At 68.0% G+C, this 20,976-nt stretch carries 17 protein-coding genes; 10 read left to right on the forward strand and 7 right to left on the reverse strand.

All coding sequences use genetic code 11. The features are described from left to right. The first annotated feature begins 311 nt into the window (after positions 1-311). The 3 genes from tauA to NNZ72_RS23365 all read left to right on the forward strand — a co-directional run bounded on the left by tauA (position 312) and on the right by NNZ72_RS23365 (position 3,047). Complete coding sequence (gene tauA, locus NNZ72_RS23355; RefSeq protein ID WP_257318093.1) at positions 312-1,316, forward strand: taurine ABC transporter substrate-binding protein; 1,005 nt, start codon at positions 312-314, stop codon at positions 1,314-1,316. Positions 1,317-1,410: 94 nt separating this feature from the next. Further along, positions 1,411-2,217 (forward strand): taurine ABC transporter ATP-binding protein, encoded by an 807-nt coding sequence (locus tag NNZ72_RS23360; protein WP_257318094.1) that lies wholly within the window; start codon positions 1,411-1,413, stop codon positions 2,215-2,217. Next, entirely contained in the window at positions 2,214-3,047 is an 834-nt protein-coding gene (locus tag NNZ72_RS23365) for an ABC transporter permease subunit (RefSeq protein ID WP_257318095.1), read from the forward strand. Before NNZ72_RS23360 ends, NNZ72_RS23365 begins: the two co-directional genes overlap by 4 nt. Here NNZ72_RS23365 and treZ read toward each other — a convergent pair. Continuing rightward, the gene (treZ, locus tag NNZ72_RS23370) at positions 2,965-4,845 is read right to left on the reverse strand and encodes a malto-oligosyltrehalose trehalohydrolase (RefSeq protein WP_257318096.1); all 1,881 of its coding nucleotides are present in this window, start codon (positions 4,843-4,845) and stop codon (positions 2,965-2,967) included. The genes NNZ72_RS23365 and treZ overlap by 83 nt on opposite strands. A 211-nt stretch (positions 4,846-5,056) precedes the next feature. Between treZ and NNZ72_RS23375 the strand changes: the two genes are divergently transcribed. The 7 genes from NNZ72_RS23375 to NNZ72_RS23405 all read left to right on the forward strand — a co-directional run bounded on the left by NNZ72_RS23375 (position 5,057) and on the right by NNZ72_RS23405 (position 13,239). Next, positions 5,057-6,223, forward strand: a complete 1,167-nt coding sequence (locus NNZ72_RS23375) for a transporter substrate-binding protein (RefSeq protein WP_257318097.1) — start codon at positions 5,057-5,059, stop codon at positions 6,221-6,223. Continuing rightward, positions 6,220-6,822: an ANTAR domain-containing response regulator gene (locus NNZ72_RS23380; RefSeq protein ID WP_257318098.1), complete on the forward strand. Its 603-nt coding sequence runs from the start codon at positions 6,220-6,222 to the stop codon at positions 6,820-6,822. The genes NNZ72_RS23375 and NNZ72_RS23380 overlap by 4 nt, the downstream gene beginning before the upstream one ends. Continuing rightward, on the forward strand, positions 6,812-7,705 hold the full coding sequence (locus NNZ72_RS23385) for an ABC transporter permease (RefSeq protein ID WP_257318099.1): 894 nt from the start codon (positions 6,812-6,814) through the stop codon (positions 7,703-7,705). The genes NNZ72_RS23380 and NNZ72_RS23385 overlap by 11 nt, the downstream gene beginning before the upstream one ends. Continuing rightward, positions 7,705-8,625: an ABC transporter permease gene (locus tag NNZ72_RS23390; protein ID WP_257318100.1), complete on the forward strand. Its 921-nt coding sequence runs from the start codon at positions 7,705-7,707 to the stop codon at positions 8,623-8,625. The genes NNZ72_RS23385 and NNZ72_RS23390 overlap by 1 nt, the downstream gene beginning before the upstream one ends. Positions 8,626-8,682: 57 nt before the next feature. Further along, positions 8,683-10,308: an ABC transporter substrate-binding protein gene (locus tag NNZ72_RS23395; protein ID WP_257318101.1), complete on the forward strand. Its 1,626-nt coding sequence runs from the start codon at positions 8,683-8,685 to the stop codon at positions 10,306-10,308. After that, complete coding sequence (locus NNZ72_RS23400; protein ID WP_257318102.1) at positions 10,298-11,242, forward strand: acetamidase/formamidase family protein; 945 nt, start codon at positions 10,298-10,300, stop codon at positions 11,240-11,242. The genes NNZ72_RS23395 and NNZ72_RS23400 overlap by 11 nt, the downstream gene beginning before the upstream one ends. 200 nt (positions 11,243-11,442) lie before the next feature. Continuing rightward, positions 11,443-13,239 carry an ABC transporter ATP-binding protein gene (locus NNZ72_RS23405; protein ID WP_257318103.1) on the forward strand — a complete coding sequence of 599 codons (1,797 nt, stop codon included), beginning with the start codon at positions 11,443-11,445 and terminating at the stop codon, positions 13,237-13,239. On the opposite strand, the gene tsaA is transcribed toward NNZ72_RS23405, so the two are convergent. The 6 genes from tsaA to NNZ72_RS23435 all read right to left on the reverse strand — a co-directional run bounded on the left by tsaA (position 13,236) and on the right by NNZ72_RS23435 (position 20,976). After that, entirely contained in the window at positions 13,236-13,718 is a 483-nt protein-coding gene (gene tsaA / locus NNZ72_RS23410; RefSeq protein ID WP_257318104.1) for a tRNA (N6-threonylcarbamoyladenosine(37)-N6)-methyltransferase TrmO, read from the reverse strand. The genes NNZ72_RS23405 and tsaA overlap by 4 nt on opposite strands. A 76-nt stretch (positions 13,719-13,794) precedes the next feature. Then, a complete protein-coding gene (locus NNZ72_RS23415; RefSeq protein WP_257318105.1) occupies positions 13,795-14,007 on the reverse strand; it encodes a hypothetical protein in 213 nt (70 codons plus the stop codon). Between the two features lie 261 nt (positions 14,008-14,268). Further along, entirely contained in the window at positions 14,269-16,461 is a 2,193-nt protein-coding gene (locus NNZ72_RS23420) for a TonB-dependent siderophore receptor (RefSeq protein ID WP_257318106.1), read from the reverse strand. A gap of 159 nt (positions 16,462-16,620) precedes the next feature. Further along, positions 16,621-17,526: a helix-turn-helix domain-containing protein gene (locus NNZ72_RS23425; protein WP_257318107.1), complete on the reverse strand. Its 906-nt coding sequence runs from the start codon at positions 17,524-17,526 to the stop codon at positions 16,621-16,623. 130 nt (positions 17,527-17,656) lie between these two features. Then, on the reverse strand, positions 17,657-20,098 hold the full coding sequence (locus NNZ72_RS23430) for a GcvT family protein (protein ID WP_257318108.1): 2,442 nt from the start codon (positions 20,096-20,098) through the stop codon (positions 17,657-17,659). After that, a complete protein-coding gene (locus NNZ72_RS23435; protein ID WP_257318109.1) occupies positions 20,095-20,976 on the reverse strand; it encodes a choline/ethanolamine kinase family protein in 882 nt (293 codons plus the stop codon). The genes NNZ72_RS23430 and NNZ72_RS23435 overlap by 4 nt, the downstream gene beginning before the upstream one ends.

A 20,976-nucleotide genomic window follows, 5' to 3' on the forward strand; every position in this document is an offset into this window, starting at 1 on the left:
TCTGGCTCATTCTAGGCACCGAAGTGCGAAAAACATATAAAAATGGTATAATTTATTCGCAGGACGCTCCGCAAGGAAATAGACGCCCATCGCCGCGTCATTATTCGATTTTCCCGCTCCGGCGTGCCCCATCTGCACCATTTTCCGGAGCCGGGCCAGCTATTTCGCCCTTTCTGCCGCAACACGCAAAACCAATCGCCGGCCGCCCGGTGAATCGAGGCGAAAATTTCTCTACTAAATTTATTGAATATATACTCTACCCTCACCGACCCGGCAGCCATGGCCGGCACCGGCAACCTGAGGAGAGGACCATGACCATCACCCGCAGAACCCTGCTGGCCGCGACCGCCGCCCTCGCGCTTGCGACATCCTTCACGGCCGCATCCGCCGAGGACGTGACGCTCAACATCGGCTACCAGCCGATCGTCGAGCCCTCGCGCGTGCCCCAGGCGGACGGCACCTACGAGAAGGCGACCGGCGCCAAGATCAACTGGCAGAAATTCGACGGCGGCGCCGACGTGATCGCCGCGATCGCCTCGGGCGCGCTCGACATCGGCTATGTCGGCTCCTCGCCGCTCGCCGCCGCGGCCAGCCGCGAACTGCCGATCGAGACGATTTTCGTCGTCGGGCTCATCAGCGAGGCGGAAGCGCTCGCGGTGCGCTCGATCGACACGCCGGAGGGCCTCGCCGGCAAGAAGATCGCGACACCCTTCGTCTCCACCGCCCATTACAGCCTGCTGACGGCGCTGAAGCACTGGAACGTCGATCCCAGGTCGGTCGAGATCCTCAACCTGCGTCCGCCGGAGATCGCCGCCGCCTGGGAACGCGGCGACATCGACGGTGCCTATGTGTGGGATCCGGTGCTCGCCGAACTGAAGAAGTCCGGCAAGGTCCTCGCCACCTCCGCCGACGTCGCCGAATGGGGCGGGCCGACCTTCGACGCCTGGATCGTCAGCAGGAAGTTCGCCGAAGCGCACCCCGACGTCGTCACGGCCTTCGTGAAGGTGACGGGGGATGCCACCGCCGCCTACCGCGCCAATCCGGACGCCTGGAACGCCTCGTCCGCCGAGGCGGAGAAGATCGCCCGCCTCACCGGCGCCAAGCAGGACGAGGTCCCGGCACTGCTCAAGGGCTACATCTTCCCGACGCTGGAGGAGCAGGCCGGCGAGGCACTGCTCGGCGGCGGCACGGTGAAGGCGGTGGCCGACACCTCGGCCTTCCTGCTCGAGCAGGGCAAGATCCCGGCGGCCCTTTCCGACTATTCGCCCTACGTCTCCACCCGCTGGGTGACGGACGCGACGAAGCTCGCCTACTGACAGGCCCACACCTTGCGGCGGACGGCGGCCCGGTTGCGCGAGAGCGCCGCCGGGTCGTCGTCAGCCGAAGGCGGCACATCCTTCCGGAGGTCGCATGAGCATCCTGACGTTCCGCAATGTCTCGCTTCGCTATCCGCAGCGGGCGGGAAACCGGCCGGGCGGCGACGTCCCGGTCCTGGAGGGCATCGACCTGCAGATCGCCTCCGACGAGCTCGTCGCCGTCATCGGCCGCTCGGGCGCCGGCAAGACGAGCCTGCTCAACCTCGCCGCCGGCTTCATCGCGCCGACGACGGGCACGATCGCCGTCGACGGCGTGCCGATCCAGGGGCCGGGCGCCGACCGCGCCGTCGTCTTCCAGGACGATGCGCTCTATCCCTGGCTCAACGCGCGCGACAACGTCGCCTTCCCGCTGAAGCTCAAGGGCGTGCCCGTCGCCGCGCGGCGCGAGCGGGCCGACAAGCTGCTGGAGAAGGTCGGGTTAGCGGAGGCCGGCGACCGGCCGATCTGGGAGCTCTCCGGAGGCATGCGCCAGCGCGTCGGCATCGCCCGGGCGCTCGCCGCCGAGCCGCGCTTCCTGCTGCTCGACGAGCCGCTCGGCGCGCTCGATGCGCTGACCCGCTCGCGCATGCAGGAGTTCATCCTGCGCATCAAGGCCGAAAGCGGCGCCGGCACGATCCTCATCACCCACAGCATCGACGAGGCGCTGCTGCTCGGCACGCGCATCATCGTGCTGTCGCCGAACCCCGGACGGCTCAGCGCCGAGATCGAGGCGGGCTTCAGCGCGGAGGTGCTGTCCGGCGCGTCCGTCGCCGCCGTGAAGGCCTCGCCCCTGTTCAAACGCATGCATGCCGGCCTGACCGGTCTCATCCACGCAGCCCCAGACGACGAGGTCGCCGCATGACGCTCTCCACCGAGATTGCCACCCTGCCGCAGCAGGCCGGACGCGAACGGTCCCGTCCGGCGCGTCCCCTTCCCGTCGCCGCCATCTCGACGCTGACCGTGGCGGCGATCCTCGGGCTCTGGAGCCTCGCCTCGGCCTATACCCTCGTCTCGCCGGTCTTCCTGCCCTCGCCGCGGCAGGTCGTGCTCGCCCTCTACAATCTCGCGGTGAAGGGCTTCGTCGACGCGACGCTCGCCGAGCATGTCGGCGCGAGCCTCATCCGCATCTTCGGCGCGCTCCTAGCATCGATCGCGATCGGCATCCCGGCCGGCATCGCCATCGGCACGAGCCGGGTGGGCCGCGGCATCCTCGACCCGGTCGTCGAGTTCCTGCGGCCGCTGCCGCCGCTCGCCTACCTGCCGCTCGTCATCATCTGGGTCGGCATCGGCGAGGCCTCGAAGATCACCGTCATCGCCCTCTCCATGCTGCCCTCGATCATCCTGTCGACCTCGGCCGGCGTGCGCTCGGTCTCGAAGGACCACGTCAACGCCGCCCGTTCGCTGGGAGCGTCGAAGGGTCAGGTGCTGGCCGAGGTCGTGCTGCCGAGCGCCGTGCCGTCGATCCTCACCGGCATCCGCATCGCGCTCGGCGCCGGCTGGACGACGCTGGTGGCGGCCGAGCTGGTGGCCGCATCGAGCGGCATCGGCTTCATGATCCAGTCGGCCGCGCAGTTCCTCGTCACCGACATCGTCATCGCCGGCATCGTCGTCATCGCCCTGATCGCGATCCTGCTGGAGTATCTCGCCCGCCAGATCGAGCGCCGTCTCGTTCCCTGGGCGTCGCATCGCTGACGGCGACGACGAGGGACGGGCCGGGCAGGTCGAGCGGCTCGCCCGGCCGCACGCCCACATCCGGCACGGCATGGAACGGTGCATGGTCGAGCGGCGGGGCGGGCTTCGCCTGCGCGGCAAGATTGGCGCGCACCTGCAGGGTGGCATCGGCGAAGGCCCAGTCGATCGCCAGCACCCCGTCCTCCGCCGGCAGGATCCGCGGCACGGCGGCGCCGTCCTTCGCCAGCAGCGGCACGACCACCTGCCGGCGCAGGTCGACGAGCGCGCGCAGCCGCGCCATGTGCCGCCGGCCCTCCTCCGTCGCCGCGCGCGGCCAGTCGAGCCGGGACAGGCGGAAGGTCTCCTCGTCCGCCGGATCGGGCAGCTCGTCCACCGTCCTGCCGGGCGGCAGGCCGCCGAAATTCTCCGCCTCCGCCTGCCGCCCCAGCCGGGTGGCATGGGCGATCTCGGCCTCGAAATCGGCGAAGAAATGGAAGGGCCGCCGCTCGCCGTATTCCTCGCCCATGAAGAGAAGCGGCGTCGCCGGCGTCAGCATCAGGAGCGCCGTCACCACGTCGAGGAGCGCCGGGTCGACCAGCGTCGACAGCCGTTCGCCGAAGGCGCGGTTTCCGACCTGGTCGTGGTTCTGCAGGAAATTGACGTTGACGGTCGGCGGCAGGTGGCCGTCCGGGACGGGACGGAGCGTGTCCTTTTCCGGATCGGCCGTCGCGAACCCTTCCGCCACGGCCTTGCGCAGCAGGTTGTACGGGTCGCGGGCGAAAGGCGCGTAGTGGCCCTTCGTCTCGCCGGTCGCGACGACATGGAGCGCGTGGTGGAACTCGTCGTTCCAGCCCGCCGTGTAGTGGCGCGCCGTGCCGTCGGCGCTGCGGCGCAGAAGGCCGCGCCGGCTCATCTGGTCCTCGACGACGAGGTGCAGCTCCCGCTCTCCGGCGCTTGCGCGCAGTTCGCCGGCGAGCTCCAGCAGGAAGTGCTCCTCGGTCCTGTCGGCGATCTCCTCGATCGCGTCGAGCCTCAGGCCGTCGAAACGGTAGTCGCAGACCCATTGCAGCGCGTTCTCGATGAAATAGCGCCGCACGGCCGGCTGCTCGAAGGCGACCGAGGCGCCCCAGGGCGTGGCGCGCTCCGGATCGAAGAAGGCCGGCGCGAGACCCGGCAGGCGGTTCCCGACCGGGCCGAAATGATTGTAGACGACGTCGAGGAAGACCATCAGCCCGGCCTCGTGCGCGGCGTCGACGAAGGCCTTCAGGTCGTCCGGCGTTCCGTAGGCCCGGTGCGGCGCGTAGTGCAGGACGCCGTCGTAGCCCCAGCCGCGCACGCCGGCGAAATGCGCGACCGGCATGATCTCGACCGCCGTCACCCCGAGCGCGCGCAGATGCGGCAGGTGCTCGCGCGCGGCGAGGAAGGTGCCTTCCGGGGTGAAGGTGCCGACATGGAGCTCGTAGATCACCGCTTCCGCCCAGGGCCGCCCCTTCCAGTCCGCCGCACGCCATTGGTAGGCGGAATGATCGACGACGAGCGACGGCCCCTCGACGTCCGAAGCCTGCGCGCGGGAGGCCGGATCGGCGATCTCCGTGCCGTCCGCAAGGCGGAAGAGATAGGCGTCGCCCGGCCCGGCGAGATCGGTCTCCAGCTCGAACCAGCCGTCGCCGCTAGGCCGCATGGCGAGCGCGCGCCCGCCCAGAACCAGCGCGATCTCGCGCTGCGCCGGCGCCCAGAGACGGAACCGCACGCCGCCGTTCTCCAGCACCGTGGCGCCCCACATATGCCCCTGCCCTGTCTCTGCGTTCACGGACGTCATGCGTTCCCTCTCGCTTGTCGAACCCGAGAGCAAACAGGCCGGCGCTGCAAAAGTTCCCCGCCCCTGTTCGCAACGGTGCCTTTTGCGCCGCGCGACCTTGACAAGGATCGGGCAAGGTCCTTTACTCCTGCAAACAGCGGCAATCGGGCAAATGCGCCTCACCGGGGAGAAATACCCCTGTGGGGCGTTTGTTGTTTTGGGAACGGGCGTCTTGACCAGCAGGACCATCGACATCGGCGTGCTCTTCTCCCGCTCGGGCCCCTATGCGGACCTCGGCGACCAGGGCTATCGCGGTGCGATCGCCGGCATCGAGGCGGTGAACCGCCGCGGGCTGCCCTTCCGCCTCTCCCCCGTCGTCGCCGATCCCGAGGGCAATACCGACCGCTATGCCGCGCTCGCCCACCGGCTCGTCTCGGGCGGCTCCGTCCAGCACATCGTCGGCTGTACCACCTCCTGGAGCCGCAAGGAGGTGATCCCGGCGATCGAGAAGACCGAGGCGCTGCTCTGGTACCCCTGCGTCTACGAGGGTTTCGAGGCGAGCGAGAACGTCGTCTATGTCGGCGCCTGCGCCAACCAGCACATCGTGCCGATCCTCGACTTCGCCCTGCCGCTCTTCGGCCGCCGGGCCTTCCTCGTCGGCTCGAACTATATCTGGGGCTGGGAGACCTGCCGCATCGCCCGCGACGTGCTGGCCCATTCCGGCGGCGAGGTGCTCGGCGAGCGCCACGTGCCCCTCGGCGACACGGACATCGCCCATATCGTCGAGGAGATCCGCCGCAAGAAGCCGGACTTCATCCTCAATTCGCTGATCGGCCCCTCCTCCTACCGCTTCCTGGAGGCCTATCACGCGCTCGGCAGGCGCGACCCGGACTTCGCGACCGGGCGGCGCCCGGTCCTGAGCTGCAACCTCAGCGAAAACGAGATCGCCAGGATCGCGCCGGTGGCCGAGGGTCATCTCACCGTCGCCACCTATTTCGAGGCGGACGAAGGCCCCGCGAACGCCGCCTTCCTGGAGAGCCTCGATGCCGAGGACCGGCGGATCGGCGTCTCCGCCTTCTTCGCCCAGGCCTATGCGAGCGTGCTGATGATCGCCGCCGGCCTGGACGCGACGGACGGGGGCCGCGCGATGGACGTGCTCTCCGCCGTCAAGGCGCGCGACGTCGCCACGCCACTCGGGGCGCTGCGCGTCGACGCCGGCAACAATCATATCCACGCCGAGGCGCATATCGCGCGCGCGACGGCGGACGGACGCTTCGAGATCGTCCGCGAGAGCGCCGGACGCATCGCGCCCGACCCCTTCCTGACCCGGACGAACCTTGCCGTTCCCGGCATGGAGCCGCCCGCCCAACCCCGACCGAGCCTGAGGATCGTCAAATGAGCGACAGCTTCTCGACACCCTCTTTCGAAGGAACCAGCGCCCTCATCCTCCATCGCGCCCACAGCAACACGGAGGCGCTTGCCCGCCAGTTCGCGCGCATCGGCGTCAGCGCCGTCACCGTCTGGCCGGAGGTGGAGGGCCACAGCTTCGACGGCTACGACTTCCTGCTCTTCGACGCCGACATGGGCTACGACGAACAGTTCCCCTGGGCGGCCGGCGAGGCGCCGATCCCGACCATCGCGCTGATCGGCTCGGAAGCGCCGGGGCGGGTGACCTGGGCCGTCAGCCACGGCGCCGACGCGCAGCTCCTGAAGCCCATCGGCAGCTCCGGCGTCTATGCCGCGCTCGTCATCGCCACCCATGCCTTCCGCCGCCGCAAGGCGCTGGAGAGCCGCGTCGGCGAGCTCGCGGCCCGGCTCGCCAACCGCGAGAACCTCGCGGAGGCCACCGCCCTGCTGATGGTCCGCCACGGGGTCTCGGCCGGCGCCGCCTATGCGCGGCTGCGCCGCCAGGCGATGGAGGAGCGGCGCAGCATCGACGACATCGCACTTTCGATCCTCAACGAGACCGGGACGGTTAAGGGAAGCCATGGCCTCTGATCTGTCGGCTGCCGTCCCCGCAGCGGCGGCGCAACCCGGCGCGCTCGCGCGTCTGGCCCGCCGGAAACTCGCCCTCTTCGGGCTTTCCGTCATCGCGCTGATCGTGGTGCTCGCGGTCTTCGCGCCGCTGATCGCGCCCTACAATCCGGACGAGCAGTTCTTCGACGGCCTGACGCTGGAAGGCGCGCCGCTGCCGCCGTCGGCGCAATACTGGTTCGGCACCGACCTCGTCGGCCGCGATCTTCTGAGCCGCATCATCTACGGCGCACGCACCTCGCTCGTCATCGGCGTCATCGCCAACGGCGCCTCGATCCTGATCGGCGCGACGGTCGGGATTACCGCCGGCTATTTCCGCGGCTGGATCGGCACGGCGCTGATGCGCTTCACCGACCTGATGATGGCCTTCCCGGCGCTCCTGCTCGCCATCGTGCTCGCCGCGATCTTCCGCCCGAGCCTGCTGATCGTCGCCATGGTCATCGCCATGGTCAACTGGGTGCAGATCGCCCGCGTGCTCTATACCGAGACTCGCTCGCTCGCCGAGCGCGACTTCGTCGAGGCCGAGCGGGCGCTCGGCGCCGGTTCCTTTCGCATCCTGACGCGCCACATCCTGCCGCACCTGACGTCGACCATCGTCGTCTACTCGACGCTCGGCATCGCCACCACGGTGCTGCTGGAGGCGACGCTGAGCTTCCTCGGCATCGGCGTACAGCCGCCGACGGCCTCCTGGGGCAACATCATCTTCGAGAACCAGACCTATTTCACCTCCGCGCCCTGGCTCGTCTTCATCCCCGGCGTGGCGATCATCCTGCTTGCGCTCGCCTTCAACCTCGTCGGCGACGCGCTGCGCGACGTGCTCGACCCGACCCAGCAGGGGCACCACTGATGATCTCCTACGTCGCCCGCCGCCTCCTGCAATCGGTCCTGATCCTCGTCGGCATCAGCGTCGTCACCTTCGTGCTGCTCTACCTGCTGCCCGCCGATCCGGCGCGCCAGATCGCCGGCCGCAGCGCCACCGCCGAGACGGTCGCCAACATCCGCACCCAGCTCGGCCTCGACCTGCCCTTCCACGAGCAGTACCTGCGCTACGCCAAGGGCCTGCTGCAGGGCGATCTCGGCCGTTCCTACCTGCAGAAGACCGAGGTCTCGACGCTGATCGCGTCGCGCCTGCCGGCGAGCCTGCTCTTGATGGCCGGCGCCATCACCTGCGAGCTGGTGCTCGGCCTTGCGATGGGACTGATCGCGGCGCTGAAGCGCGGCAGCGCGGTCGACAACGGGCTGATGCTCGCCTCCTTCGTCGGCGTCTCGGCGCCGCAGTTCGTCATCGGCATCATGATGCTCTACGTCTTCTCGGTCGTGCTCGGCTGGTTTCCGATCGGCGGCTACGGCACCTTTTCCCACCTCGTGCTGCCGTCGCTCACCCTCGGCATCCTCGGCGCCGGCTGGTACGCGCGGATGATGCGCTCGTCGATGATCGACGTGCTGCGCCAGGACTATATCCGCACCGCCCGCTCCAAGGGCCTCAAGGGTCGCACCGTGCTCTTCCGCCATGCGCTGCCGAACGCGGTGCTGCCCGTCATCGCCATGATCGGCATCGACATCGGGCTGTTCATGTCGGGCATCGTCGTGGTCGAGAGCGTGTTCGGCTGGCCCGGCATCGGCCAGCTCGCCTGGCAGGCGATCCAGCGCGTCGACATCCCGATCATCATGGGCGTCACGCTGGTCTCGGCCTGCGCCATCGTCATCGGCAATCTCGTCGCGGACCTGATCGCCCCGTTCATCGATCCGCGCATCAAGCTTCGCTGACCCTCCCAGTCGGCAAGGACCAGCAACCATAAGAGAACCAACCAGAGGAGAACGAATATGAAGAAATTCCTTCTTTCCGGCGTCGCGGCGTTCGCGCTCGCCATGACGCTGGCGCCCGTGGCGGGCGCCCAGGAGATCAAGCAGGGCGGCTCGATGATCGTCACCTACAAGGACGACGTCTCCACGCTCGACCCGGCGATCGGCTACGACTGGCAGAACTGGTCGATGATCAAGAGCCTGTTCGACGGCCTGATGGACTACGAGCCCGGCACGGCGACACTGACCAAGGACCTCGCCGAGGACTACACGATCTCCGACGACGGCAAGGTCTACACCTTCACCCTGCGCAAGGGCGTGAAGTTCCACAACGGCCGCGAGATGACCGCCGACGACGTCAAATACTCGCTCGACCGCGTCACCGACCCGAAGACGCAGAGCCCGGGCGCCGGCTTCTTCGCCTCGATCAAGGGTTACGACGCGATGTCGGGCGGCTCGGCCACGACGCTCGAAGGCGTCACGGTCGTCGATCCGCAGACGGTGAAGATCGAGCTCACGCGGCCCGACGCCACGTTCCTGCACGTGATGGCGCTCAACTTCTCCTTCGTCGTGCCGAAGGAAGCGGTCGAGGAACACGGCGCCGACTTCGGCAAGCATCCGGTCGGCACCGGCGCCTTCAAGCTCGGCGAATGGACGCTCGGCCAGAAGCTCGTCTTCGAGCGCAACACCGACTACTGGAACGCGGGCCTGCCGAAGCTCGACCAGATCATCTTCGAGGTCGGCCAGGAGCCGGTCGTGGCGCTGCTTCGCCTGCAGAACGGCGAGGTCGACATCGCCGGCGACGGCATTCCGCCGGCGAAGTTCCTGGAGGTGAAGGACGACCCGGCCTATTCCAAGCTGATCGTCGAGGGCGGCCAACTGCACACCGGCTACCTCACCATGAAGACGACCATGAAGCCCTTCGACGACGTCAAGGTGCGCCAGGCCGTCAACATGGCGATCAACAAGGAGCGGATCGTCCGCATCATCAACGGCCGCGCGGTGCCCGCCAACCAGCCGCTGCCGCCGACGATGCCGGCCTACGACAAGACCTACGAGGGCTATCCCTACGACGTCGAGGGCGCCAAGAAGCTGCTTACGGACGCCGGATACGCCGACGGCTTCGAGACGGAGCTCTACGTCTACAACACCGACCCGAACCCGCGCATCGCCCAGGCGATCCAGCAGGACCTCGCCGCGATCGGCATCAAGGCCGAGATCAAGGCGCTCGCCCAGGCGAACGTGATCGCCGCCGGCGGCGAGCCGGACCAGGCGCCGATGGTCTGGTCCGGCGGCATGGCCTGGATCGCCGACTTCCCGGATCCGTCCAACTTCTACGGCCCGATCCTCGGCTGCGCCGGCGCGGTCAAGGGCGGCTGGAACTGGGCCTACTACTGCAACAAGGACCTGGACGAGCGCGCGGTCGCGGCCGATTCCATCGTCGACCCGGCCAAGGCCGGCGAACGCGAGGAAGCCTGGCGCGCGATCTACATGGACATCATGAAGGACGCGCCCTGGGCGCCGATCTTCAACGAGCAGCGCTTCACCATGCGTTCCGAACGCCTCGGTGGCCCGGATGCGATCTTCGTCGATCCGGTCCACATCCCCGTCCACTACGATCAGGTCTACGCGAAAGATGTGCAATAACTGCAACTACACCATCCACGGCGCGCATCATCACTACGGGTGGGATCGTTCGATCCCGCCCGTGGAGAGGGTGGCGCCGGGCTCGAGGATCTTCTTCGAGTGCAGGGATTCCGGCAGCGGCCATTTCACGCCCGAAAGCACCGTCGCCGACGTCTCGACGCTGGACTTCACCAAGGTCAATCCGGTCACCGGCCCCGTCTATGTCGACGGGGCCGAGCCGGGCGACGCGATCAAGGTGACGATCCACGAGTTCGAGCCCTCGGGCTTCGGCTGGACCGCGATCATCCCCGGCTTCGGGCTGCTCGCGGACCAGTTCAAGGACCCGGGCCTGCTGCTCTGGAAGTATGACGCCTCCACGCTCGCGCCGGCACTCTACGGCAGCCACGGCCGCGTGCCGCTGAAGCCGTTTGCCGGCACGATCGGGCTCGCATTGGCCGAAGAGGGCCTGCATTCCGTCGTCCCGCCGCGGCGGGTCGGCGGCAACCTCGACATCCGGGATCTTGCGGCGGGCTCCGTGCTCTACCTGCCGGTCGAGGTCGAGGGCGGGCTGTTCTCGATCGGCGACACCCATGCCGCGCAGGGCGACGGCGAGGTCTGCGGCACGGCGATCGAGAGCCAGATGAACGTCGCCGTGACGCTCGACCTGGTGAAGGACGCCAACCTCTCGATGCCGCGCTTCACCACGCCCGGCCCGGTGACGCGCCATCTCGACGCCAAGGGCTACGAGGTGACGACCGGCATCGGCACCGACCTGATGGAGGGCGCGAAGGCCGCGGTCTCCAACATGGTCGACCTGCTCGGCAAGCAGTACAACCTGTCGGCGGACGACGCCTACATGCTGTGCTCGGTCTGCGGGGATCTGAGGATCAGCGAGATCGTCGACATGCCGAACTGGGTGGTCTCGTTCTACTTTCCCCGCATCGTCTTCGAATGAGACGCTGCCGCTTCCCCTTCTCCCCGGCGGGGAGAAGGTGGCCCGAAGGGCCGGGTGAGGGGGTGGAGCACGCCGTAACTTCGCCTTCGGCGTCCCCCTCATCCCGCTGCCGCGACCTTCTCCCCGCCGGGGAGAAGGCGCAAGAAGAGACCTCGTAATTCCACAGGCGACAACTCTGTATCCGAACCGGACAGCGCACCATGACCCTGACCTCCGTCCCGCCTTCCGAACCGCTGCTCTCCGTGCGCGGCCTCGTCACGCAGGTGGCGACACCGCGCGGCGCGAAGACCGTGGTCGACGGGCTGAGCTTCGATCTCGATCGCGGCAAGACGCTCTGCATCGCCGGCGAGAGCGGCTCGGGGAAATCGATGACGGCGCTGTCGCTCGTCCAGCTCCTGCCGCAGCCGATGGCGCGCGTCGCCGGCGGCGAGGCGCTCTTCAAGGGCCGGGACATCTTCGCGCTGAAGGACGACGACCTGCGCACGCTGCGCGGGCGAGAGATCGGCATGATCTTCCAGGAGCCGATGACCTCGCTCAACCCGGTGCTGACGATCGGCCGGCAGCTCACCGAGGCGATCACCGCGCAGCGGCCGATGACGCGCGCCGAGGCGACGGCCGAGGCGCTGCGCCTGCTCGACCAGGTGCAGATCCCCGATCCCTCGCGGCGGCTGAAACAGTATCCGCACGAGCTTTCCGGCGGCATGCGCCAGCGCGTGATGATCGCCATCGCGCTTTCGCAGGGTCCCGACATCCTGATCGCCGACGAGCCGACCACGGCGCTCGACGTCACCGTGCAGGCGCAGATCCTGAGCCTCATCCGCCACCTGCAGAAGGAGCGCGGCACCGCCGTCATCATGATCACCCACGACATGGGCGTGGTCGCCGAGATGGCCGACGACGTGCTGGTGATGAAGGACGGCCGGATGGTCGAGCACGGGCCGGTCAGGGCGATCTTCGACGCGCCGCGCGAGGCCTATACGCGCATGCTACTCGACGCCGTGCCGAAGCTCGGCGAGATGCGCGGCACCGACCGGCCGAAGCGCGCTGCCGCCCCTTCCGCCGCCCTGCCGGCGATCAAGCCGGCGAAGGACGTGATCGTCGACGTCGCCGACCTCACCGTGCGCTTCGACATCAAGGGCGGCATCCTGCAAAGGCCGGTGAGCCGCGTGCACGCCGTCGAGGGCCTCACCTTCTCCATTCGCCGCGGCGAGACGCTGGCGCTGGTCGGCGAGAGCGGCTGCGGCAAGTCGACCACCGGCAAGGCGCTGATGAACCTCATCCCCTGGTCCGGCTCGATCCGCGTCGACGGCCGCGAGACGAGCGGGCTGTCGCGCCGGGCGATGAAGCCGGTGCTGCGCGACGTGCAGATGGTGTTCCAGGACCCCTACGCCTCGCTCGACCCGCGCTTCCGCGTCGGCGATCTCGTCGCCGAGCCGCTGGTCATCCACGGCATCGCCAGCGGCAGCGAGCTGAAGGACCGCGTCGAATATCTCTTCCGCCGCGTCGGGCTCTCGCCGGAGCAGGCGAACCGCTATCCGCACGAGTTCTCCGGCGGCCAGCGCCAGCGCATCTCGATCGCCCGCGCGCTCTCGCTCTCGCCGAAGGTCATCATCGCCGACGAGAGCGTCTCGGCGCTCGACGTATCGATCCAGGCGCAGGTGCTCGACCTCCTGCAGGACATCCAGAACGAGACCGGCATCTCCTATCTCTTCATCTCGCACGACATGGCCGTGGTCGAGCAGATCAGCCACCGCGTCGCCGTCATGTACATGGGCCAGTTCGTCGAGCTCGGCACGCGCCGGCAGATCTTCGAGGACCCGAAGCACGCCTATACGCGCCAGCTGCTGGCCGCCGTGCCGGTGCCCGACCCGCGCCGCGAGCGGCGGCTCTACGATGCCAATGTGCGCGAGATCAAAAGCCCGATCCGCCCGCTCGGCTTCGTGCCGCAATACAATGCGCTGGAGGATGCCGGCGACGGCCACCTCGTCGCGGGCTAACTCTTGGCCGTCTCGAAATCGCCCTTCTGCGGCGGGGCGATGGGCTTGAAGAGCGTGCGGTCCGGCTTGATGTCGAGGAGCGGCGTGCCGTCGAGGCAGTCGAGGCCGCGCACGTGGACGCGCGATCCCTCGACCCGCTCCAGCACCACGATGGAGGTGCCGATCGGGTTCGGCCTGACCGGCGAGCGCAGCGAGAAGGTGCCGTGCACCTCACCGTTCGAGGCCGGGCTCTGCAGCACGAGGTCGCGGCGCGAACGGTCCAGCCAGTAAAGCACCTCCAGCCGCGCGAACCTCTCGATGCCCCTGAGCGCCGCCGTCCAGGGCTCGGAGACCTCCAGCGTGCAGGTCGGACCGTCGTGGCGGCCCTGCCGCGGCGTCTCCATGCGCGAGGTCCACGGCGTGCGGATGCGGCCGATGAAGACCAGTCCGGCATCCGTCGCCTCGGGCGGTTCGACCGCGACCTCGTTCTCGCGCACCATGCAACGGTCTCCTAACGATATATTCATGGAAATATATCGCCGGTTACAGGCCGCATGGCAACCTGCTTTGCGCGGCCTAGACCCGGTTGATGGTGGGCAGGTAGGTCATGACGTCTTCGCGTCGCCGCTCCTCGAGCGGCGCGATGTGCTCGTTCCAGAAGGCTTCCGCCTCCGGCGTCTCGTGCCGCCACTGCCGGGTGCTGATCTTGTTGTCGTCGATCTTGGCCAGCCGGCCGCCGCCGAGATCGAGATACCGCTTCGCCAGTTCTGCCGTGGACATGTGTTCCATTGGACGCCTCCCTTGACGGTGACGGAGGTAAAGGCTGACCGCGGCCCGATTGTTCCGGCGGCCACCGGACGAGCGGTTCTGCAGGCAAGACGGCTCGAAACCGCACGCCCTAGGGACGAACGAAAACGACCGATAAAATTGCATTATCGGTCGCTCGGTCCTCTCTTCCCGGGAGAGCTCCATTATGGCGCTAAGCCATGAATATATCGTTATCGGCCCTTCCGGGGAAATTCCCGCCGGAGAATTCCGGCGGGGATGCGGTCACCAGGTCACGTGGGCCTTCAGCTTGAACGTGCGGCCTTCGCCGTAGCTGCACACGTCGACGCCCTGGCAGCTCGAGACGTAGGTCTTGTCGAAGAGGTTCGTCACGTTGAAGTCGATGCCCCAGTTGTCCTTCTTGTAGCCGATCTTGGCGTCCGCCAGCGTCGCCGACGGAACCTTCCGCGTGTTCTGGTTGTCGGCCCAGGAGGAGCCGAGATAGCGCACGCCGCCGCCGATCGTGACGCCGTCGTACCAGCCGTCGCCCCTCAGCGTGTATTCCGCCGAGGCGGAGGCCATGACGTCCGGCACGATGAACGGGGTCTTGCCGACCACGGTCGGGTCCGTGTCCCTGGTGATCTCGAGGTCGAGCGCCGTCAGCGCCGCCGTCACCCGGAAGTCCTCGGTGACGTTGACCTTGCCTTCCAGCTCGACGCCGCGCGAGCGGACCTCGCCGGTCTGGGTCTGCGCGAAGGGAATGGTCGGATGGGCGACCGCCACGTTCTCGCGCGTCAGGTCGAACAGCGCCACGGTGAAGAGGCCGTCGACGAAGGTCGGGCGGTACTTGATGCCGACCTCGTATTGCGTGCCCTCCTCCGGCTCGAACAGGTCGCCGTTGGCGAGCGTGCCGACCTGCGGGTTGAAGAAGGTCGCCGCGCTGGCATAGGGCGTGAGGCCGTTGTCGAACTCGTAGGCGAGGCCGGCGCGGCCGGACAGGGCGCCGCCGGAGCGCTCGTTGCGCGTGGTCGCCGCGACATAGTCCGTCGGCCCGTCGATCGTTTCCAGCGTGTAGCGGTCGTAGCGGCCGTTCAGCGTTACGAGCCAGCCGTCGCCGAACCGGATCTGGTCCTGCGCATAGAGGCCGATGCTCTTCAGCGTCAGGTCCTGGTCGGTATAGGTGAGCCGCGGCGTCAGCGGCTGGCCGTAGTCCGGATCGAAGGGGTTGATCGTCGGCGTGGAGCCGAAGACGGACGAGGCCTGCACGTGGTCGATGTTGTAGTACTTGTAGTCGATGCCGGCGAGGATCGTGTGCTCGACGTCGCCGGTCTCGACCTTGCCCTCGATCTGGTTGTCGGCGAGCAGCGAGGAGATGCGCGAATGGTGCGTCCAGTCGATACGCGTCAGCTCGTCGGCCGTCGCCCAGCCGGACGGATAGAGGTTCGTCTCGCGGATGTCGGCGGCGCCGTAGCGCAGGCTCGAGCGCACCGTCCAGTCGTTGTCGAATGTGTGCTCGAACTCGTAGCCGATGGAACCCTGCTCGCGCTCGTAGCTGTCGACGCCCGGTTCCGTCGCGTTGAAATCGGGGCGGATGCGCCCGTAGTTCACGCCGCCGACGACGCGGTCGACCACTGTGCCCTCGTAGGGCAGGAAGCCGCCGCCGCCGTGGCTCTCGTCGATATGGCTGTAGTTGCCGAGCAGGGTGAGGCTCGTCCCCTCGTCCGGCTTCCAGGTGATGCTCGGCGAGACGAAGCCGCGCCAGCCGTCCTGGAAGTCGCTGTAGGTGTCGCCGCCAGCGATGCGCCCGTTGATGCGATAGGCGACCGCGTCGTCGGCAAGGTCGTTCACGTCGAAGCCGAGATAGGCGTTGCCGGCGTCGTTGATGCCGGCCTCCACGGTGCGCTTCGTCTCGAAGACCGGCCGCTTGCTGACATAGTTGACCATGCCGCCCGGATTGGTGCCGCCGTAGAGCACGGAGGCCGCGCCCTTCAGCACCTCGACGCGCTCGAGCCCGAACGAGTCGATGTAGAAGGCGCCGAAGGCGAAGCTGTAGAGCTGCAGGCCGTCAAGATAGGTGCCCGCCGCCGTCGCCTGGAAGCCGCGGATGAACATCCAGTTCGTGTCGCTGTCGGTCCCGAAGGGCTGGGTGAAGACGCCGGACGTGTAGCGCAGCGCCTCGTCCGCCTTCTGCACGCCCTGGGCGTCCATCTCTTCGCGGCCGATGACCGAGACGGCCTGCGGGATCGCCGTCACGTCCGTCGCGGTCTTGGCGCCGAGGCGGGTATCCTTGGCGACGACGCCCTTCACCGGGCCGATGCCGCTACCGGCCGAGGCCTCACCCTCTCCCTGCCCCTCGACGACGACGGCCTGAAGCTGGGTCGTCGATTCCTCCTGCGCCGCGACCGCGTGCGGCAGGAGAAGCGCCAGCGAGGAAACGGCGCCGGCGAGAACCGATGCGCGAGACGAGATATAAGCCATGTGTCACCCCAAAACCCGGCCCGACCTGATCTCGGGCCCAATACATGACTATCTACATCAACTTTTCTTGGCCGGGCTTGTACGATCTTGGTGCCGATTGTCGGGTTTTGGTCCCTCTCCGGCGGCGTGCGGCCACTGATGCAGAATCGCCACACTGCGTCAGCCGGCGCCGTTGCGTCGCCACTGCGACGGGGTGAGGCCGACCAGCCGCTTGAAGGTGCGCGTCAGGTGCGCCTGGTCGGAAAAGCCGGTGGAAACGGCGATCTCGGCGAGCGTGGCGCTCTCCCTGCAGAGCAGTTCCTTGATCTTGCGGATACGCGCCTCCATCTGCCAGCGCGACGGCGGAATGCCGGTCGAGGCCTTGAAGGCATGGCTGAAATAGGTCTCGGACAGGCCGAGTTGGGCGGCGAGATCGTGCAGCCGGATCGTCTCGAAGCAATGGGCGTCGATATAGTCGAGGCTGAGGGCGAGCTGGCCCCGCGACAGGGAGGGACGCGGCTTCTGCTTCTCCGGCCGCACCGAAAAGAGCGCGGTCAGCAGCGCATCGACGAGCCCCTCGCCGTAGCGGTCGTCATAGGGTTCCTCGCCCGCGCATTCCTCGGCGAGGAGCGAGACGATCGCCGCGAGCCGCGCATCCTCGAAGAAGAGCCGGGGGGCGCTGAGCCGATCGGGATCCAGCGCCTTGCCGAAGCGGCGGATCAGCGCCGATTCGGGCAGGTGGATGTCGAGGTGCCGCAGCGTCCGGATCCCCCGCGCGCGGCTGCATACCGTCACGCCGGCGGGGATATAGGCCATCGAGAGCGCGCGCTCGTGACGGACCGGCATGCCGCCGGCGGGATCGGAAAGCTCGAAGACCCCGCCGCCCGTCATGTCGAGGATGGCGAAGAGGCGCGGATCGGGCGAGAGGTAGGTGCCGTGCGCATCCGCGCTGCAATCCACATGCCACGCGTCGACCACCACCCCGCCCCAGCGGCGCCAGCGCAGCTCCTCGACGACGGTGAAGCCGTGAGCGTCGCTCTGCATGCGCGGAAGAAAGCGGATTTCCTCCTCAAGCCGGCGTCTCATCGGACCGTCCCTCCCGCAGGCAAGATCGTGTATCGTTTGCGAGTCCACCACCTTCGCCGGCGCACGGCAAGAGGCGCTATGTCAGCGCCCAGTATCAAACTTGACTATTATCATCAAGTATTATCGACGCTCAGGCCTTCACGCGCTCGCCGGCGGGATCGTAGAGCGGGGCGAGGTGGATGCGCGCGGGCGTGCGCTCCATGGCGACGACCAGCTCGTAGTCGCCCTCCGCCAGGAAGGCCTCGTCCACGCCGCCGGCATGGCGGACATAGCCGTAGCCGACGTTGCGGCCGACCGTGTAGCCGTAGCCGCCGCTCGTGAGATAGCCGACCGGCTCGCCGTTGCGGAGAATCGTCTCGCGTCCGAGGAGGACGATGTCGGGATCATCGACGGTGAAGCCGGCGAAGGCTTTCGCCCGCGGCGTGCCCTGCAGGGTCTCCAGCGCGCGGCGGCCGAGGAAATCGGTGTTCTTGCGCAGCTTCACCGCCCAGCCGAGCCCCGCTTCGAAGGGCGTGTCGTTCGGCGTGATGTCGGAGCCCCAGGCGCGATAGCCCTTTTCGAGCCGCAGCGATTCCAGCGCCCGGTAGCCGACGGGGCGGATGCCGGAGGGCTTTCCGGTCGCCATCAGCGCGTCGAAGACCGTACCGATGGCGGCAATCGGCACATGCAGCTCCCAGCCGAGCTCGCCGACATAGGTGACGCGCAGCGCCCGCACCGTCTCGCCGGCGATGTCGATCTCCCGCACATGGCCGAAGGGGAAGCCGGCGTTTGAGACATCGGCGTCGGTGGTGGCGGCGAGCACGTCGCGCGCCTTCGGCCCCATCAGCGAGAGCGTGCCGAAATCCTCCGTCACGTCGCGGAGCGTCACGTCGAGGCCGGCGGGGATGTGGTCGGCGATCCAGCCGAGGTCGTGGGTGCGGAAGCCCGTGCCGGTGACGATATAGAAGCGGTCCTCGGCAAGCCGCGCGACCGTCAGGTCGGACTCGATGCCGCCGCGGCTGTTGAGGAGCTGGGTATAGGTGAGCCGGCCGGCCGGCTTGCTCACGTCGTTCGCGCAGATCCAGTCGAGCGCCTTCAGCGTATCCGGCCCGGTCATCTCGTATTTGGCGAAGGAGGACTGGTCGAAGATGCCGACCGCCTCGCGCACATGGCGGTGCTCGTCGCCGACGGCGGCAAACCAGTTCTGCCGGCCCATCGAATAGACGTCCCTCGCCTCCGTGCCTTCGGGCGCGAACCAGTTCGGCCGCTCCCAGCCGAGCTTGGAGCCGAACACCGCGCCATGCGCCTTCAGCCGCTCGTAGAGCGGCGAGACGACGCGCGGGCGGCCGCTTTCGTATTCCTCGTGCGGGAAGGCGACGGTGTAGTGCTTGCCGTAGGCCTCCAGCGTGCGCTCCAGCACCCATTGCCGGTCGCGGTGCATGCCGGAGAAGCGGCGGATGTCGACCACCCAGAGATCGAGCGGCGCCTCGCCGTCGACCACCCATTGCGCGAGCACCCAGCCGGCCCCTCCCCCGGACGCGATGCCGAAGGCGTTGAAGCCGGCGCCGACGAACATGTTGGCGCATTCCGGCGCGACGCCGAGGATGAAGTTGCCGTCCGGCGTAAAGCTCTCCGGCCCGTTGATCATCTGCTTGACGCCGACCGTCTCCAGGGCCGGCACGCGGGCGATCGCCGCGCCCATGTGCTGCTCGAAATGGTCGAAATCGTCGTCGAACAGCCGGTAGGCCCAGTCGTCCGGCACGTCGCCGGTGGTCCAGGGCTGCGGGTTCGGCTCGTAGCCGCCCATCACCAGCCCGCCGACCTCCTCCTTGAAATAGGTGCGCCGGTCCGGATCGCGGATCGTCGGCGCGTCGGGGCTCAGGCCCGGGATCTTCTCGGTGATGATATACTGGTGCTTCACCGGCTGCAGCGGCACGTTGATGCCGGCCATCGCCCCCACCTGTCGCGCCCATTGCCCGGCGCAGTTGACGACCTTGTCGCAAGCGATATCGCCGAGCGTCGTGCGCACGCGGCGGATGCGGTTGCCCTCCATCTCGAAGCCGGTGACGCGGACGTTCTCGACGATACGCGCGCCGTGCATACGGGCGCCCTTCGCCAGCGACTGGGTGATATCGGAAGGGCTCGCCTGCCCATCGGTCGGAAGCCAGCTCGCGCCGACGAGATCGTCGACGGTCATCAGCGGCCACATCGCCTTCACCTCGGCGGGCGTGATCAGGTGCATGTCCATGCCGAAGCTCTTCGCCGTGGTGGCGAGGCGCCGGAACTCCGTCCAGCGGTCGGCATTGGTGGCGAGCCGCAGGCAGCCCGTCATCTTCCAGCCGGTGGCAAGACCCGTCTCGGCCTCCAGCCCCTTATAGAGCTCGACGGAATATTTCAGCACGCGGGTGATCGAGGCGGAAGAACGCAGCTGGCCGACGAGGCCCGCCGCATGCCAGGTCGAGCCCGAGGTGAGCGTGCCCTGCTCCAGGAGGATGACGTCCACCTTGTGGTCGCGGGCGAGATGGTAGGCCGTCGAGCAGCCGATGATGCCGCCGCCGATGACGACGATCTCAGCGTGGGAGGGCAGGGTCATTTGGCGTGTTTCCCGTATTTCGTTCGGTAGTGGTCGAGCGCCTGCTCCAGCCGCTGGAGGTTCTCCGCCGTGTAGCCGACATAGTCGGCGCCGGGGGCGGTGAGATAGAGTTCCGAGACCATGCTCCACATCGCCTCGCGCAGAAGCGAGGCGCATTGCATGGCGGCATGCGAGCGGAGGATCGCCGGATCGGGCGGGCCGCCGAAATAGGCATTGAGGAAATCGTCGGCCTCCTCCGGCGTCAGCCCGGCATTGGAGGCGGCGCCGGCGAGGTCGAACATGGCGGTGGAGAAGCCGGCATATTCGAAGTCGATCAGCCACAGCCGCTCGCCGTCGTCGAGGATATTGGGCGGCAGGAGGTCGTTGTGGCCGAAGACGATGGGCAACGGCGCCTGCGCGGCCTCCAGCTCGTCGGCGAGCGCGAGGTATCCGGGCAGGTGCGGGATCATGCGGCTGCCGCCGGCCGCGAGCGTGCGGGCATAGTCGCGCACCACATGGAACGGCCAGAACAGGAAGGCGGCGCCGCTCACCTCCCCCGGCATCTCGGTGTGGAAACGGCGGAGCAGCTTGGCCACCCGGCGGCGGGAGGCGGCGACGTCGCCGCCGTCATAGGTCTTGGCGCCGAGGAACGCCGAGACCATGAGGCCCGGCTCGGCATAGCGCACCTCCGGGCCGAAGCCCGCCGCATGCGCCGCCCGCGCCGTCATGATCTCCCGCTCGCGAAAGACGTGGTGGAAGGGATAATCGCGGCCGAAACGCACCACATGCCGGCCGGCCGCATCCGTCACCAGATAGCTCTCGTTGCTGATGCCGCCCTTGAGCGGGGCGATCTCGATTACACCGTTCCAGCACGGCAGGGCACGGATGCGGTCTTCCAT

The organism is Shinella pollutisoli, assembly GCF_024609765.1.
GTDB classification, from domain to species: domain Bacteria; phylum Pseudomonadota; class Alphaproteobacteria; order Rhizobiales; family Rhizobiaceae; genus Shinella; species Shinella pollutisoli.

Bases quoted from the DNA above. Each gene is read 5' to 3' on its own strand.
- tauA (WP_257318093.1), top strand. From the start codon at position 312: ATGACCATCACCCGCAGAACCCTGCTGGCCGCGACCGCCGCCCTCGCG.
- NNZ72_RS23360 (WP_257318094.1), top strand. From the start codon at position 1,411: ATGAGCATCCTGACGTTCCGCAATGTCTCGCTTCGCTATCCGCAGCGG.
- NNZ72_RS23365 (WP_257318095.1), top strand. From the start codon at position 2,214: ATGACGCTCTCCACCGAGATTGCCACCCTGCCGCAGCAGGCCGGACGC.
- treZ (WP_257318096.1), bottom strand. From the start codon at position 4,845: ATGACGTCCGTGAACGCAGAGACAGGGCAGGGGCATATGTGGGGCGCC.
- NNZ72_RS23380 (WP_257318098.1), top strand. From the start codon at position 6,220: ATGAGCGACAGCTTCTCGACACCCTCTTTCGAAGGAACCAGCGCCCTC.
- NNZ72_RS23385 (WP_257318099.1), top strand. From the start codon at position 6,812: ATGGCCTCTGATCTGTCGGCTGCCGTCCCCGCAGCGGCGGCGCAACCC.
- NNZ72_RS23390 (WP_257318100.1), top strand. From the start codon at position 7,705: ATGATCTCCTACGTCGCCCGCCGCCTCCTGCAATCGGTCCTGATCCTC.
- NNZ72_RS23395 (WP_257318101.1), top strand. From the start codon at position 8,683: ATGAAGAAATTCCTTCTTTCCGGCGTCGCGGCGTTCGCGCTCGCCATG.
- NNZ72_RS23400 (WP_257318102.1), top strand. From the start codon at position 10,298: ATGTGCAATAACTGCAACTACACCATCCACGGCGCGCATCATCACTAC.
- NNZ72_RS23405 (WP_257318103.1), top strand. From the start codon at position 11,443: ATGACCCTGACCTCCGTCCCGCCTTCCGAACCGCTGCTCTCCGTGCGC.
- tsaA (WP_257318104.1), bottom strand. From the start codon at position 13,718: ATGGTGCGCGAGAACGAGGTCGCGGTCGAACCGCCCGAGGCGACGGAT.
- NNZ72_RS23415 (WP_257318105.1), bottom strand. From the start codon at position 14,007: ATGGAACACATGTCCACGGCAGAACTGGCGAAGCGGTATCTCGATCTC.
- NNZ72_RS23420 (WP_257318106.1), bottom strand. From the start codon at position 16,461: ATGGCTTATATCTCGTCTCGCGCATCGGTTCTCGCCGGCGCCGTTTCC.
- NNZ72_RS23425 (WP_257318107.1), bottom strand. From the start codon at position 17,526: ATGAGACGCCGGCTTGAGGAGGAAATCCGCTTTCTTCCGCGCATGCAG.
- NNZ72_RS23430 (WP_257318108.1), bottom strand. From the start codon at position 20,098: ATGACCCTGCCCTCCCACGCTGAGATCGTCGTCATCGGCGGCGGCATC.
- NNZ72_RS23435 (WP_257318109.1), bottom strand. From the start codon at position 20,976: ATGGAAGACCGCATCCGTGCCCTGCCGTGCTGGAACGGTGTAATCGAG.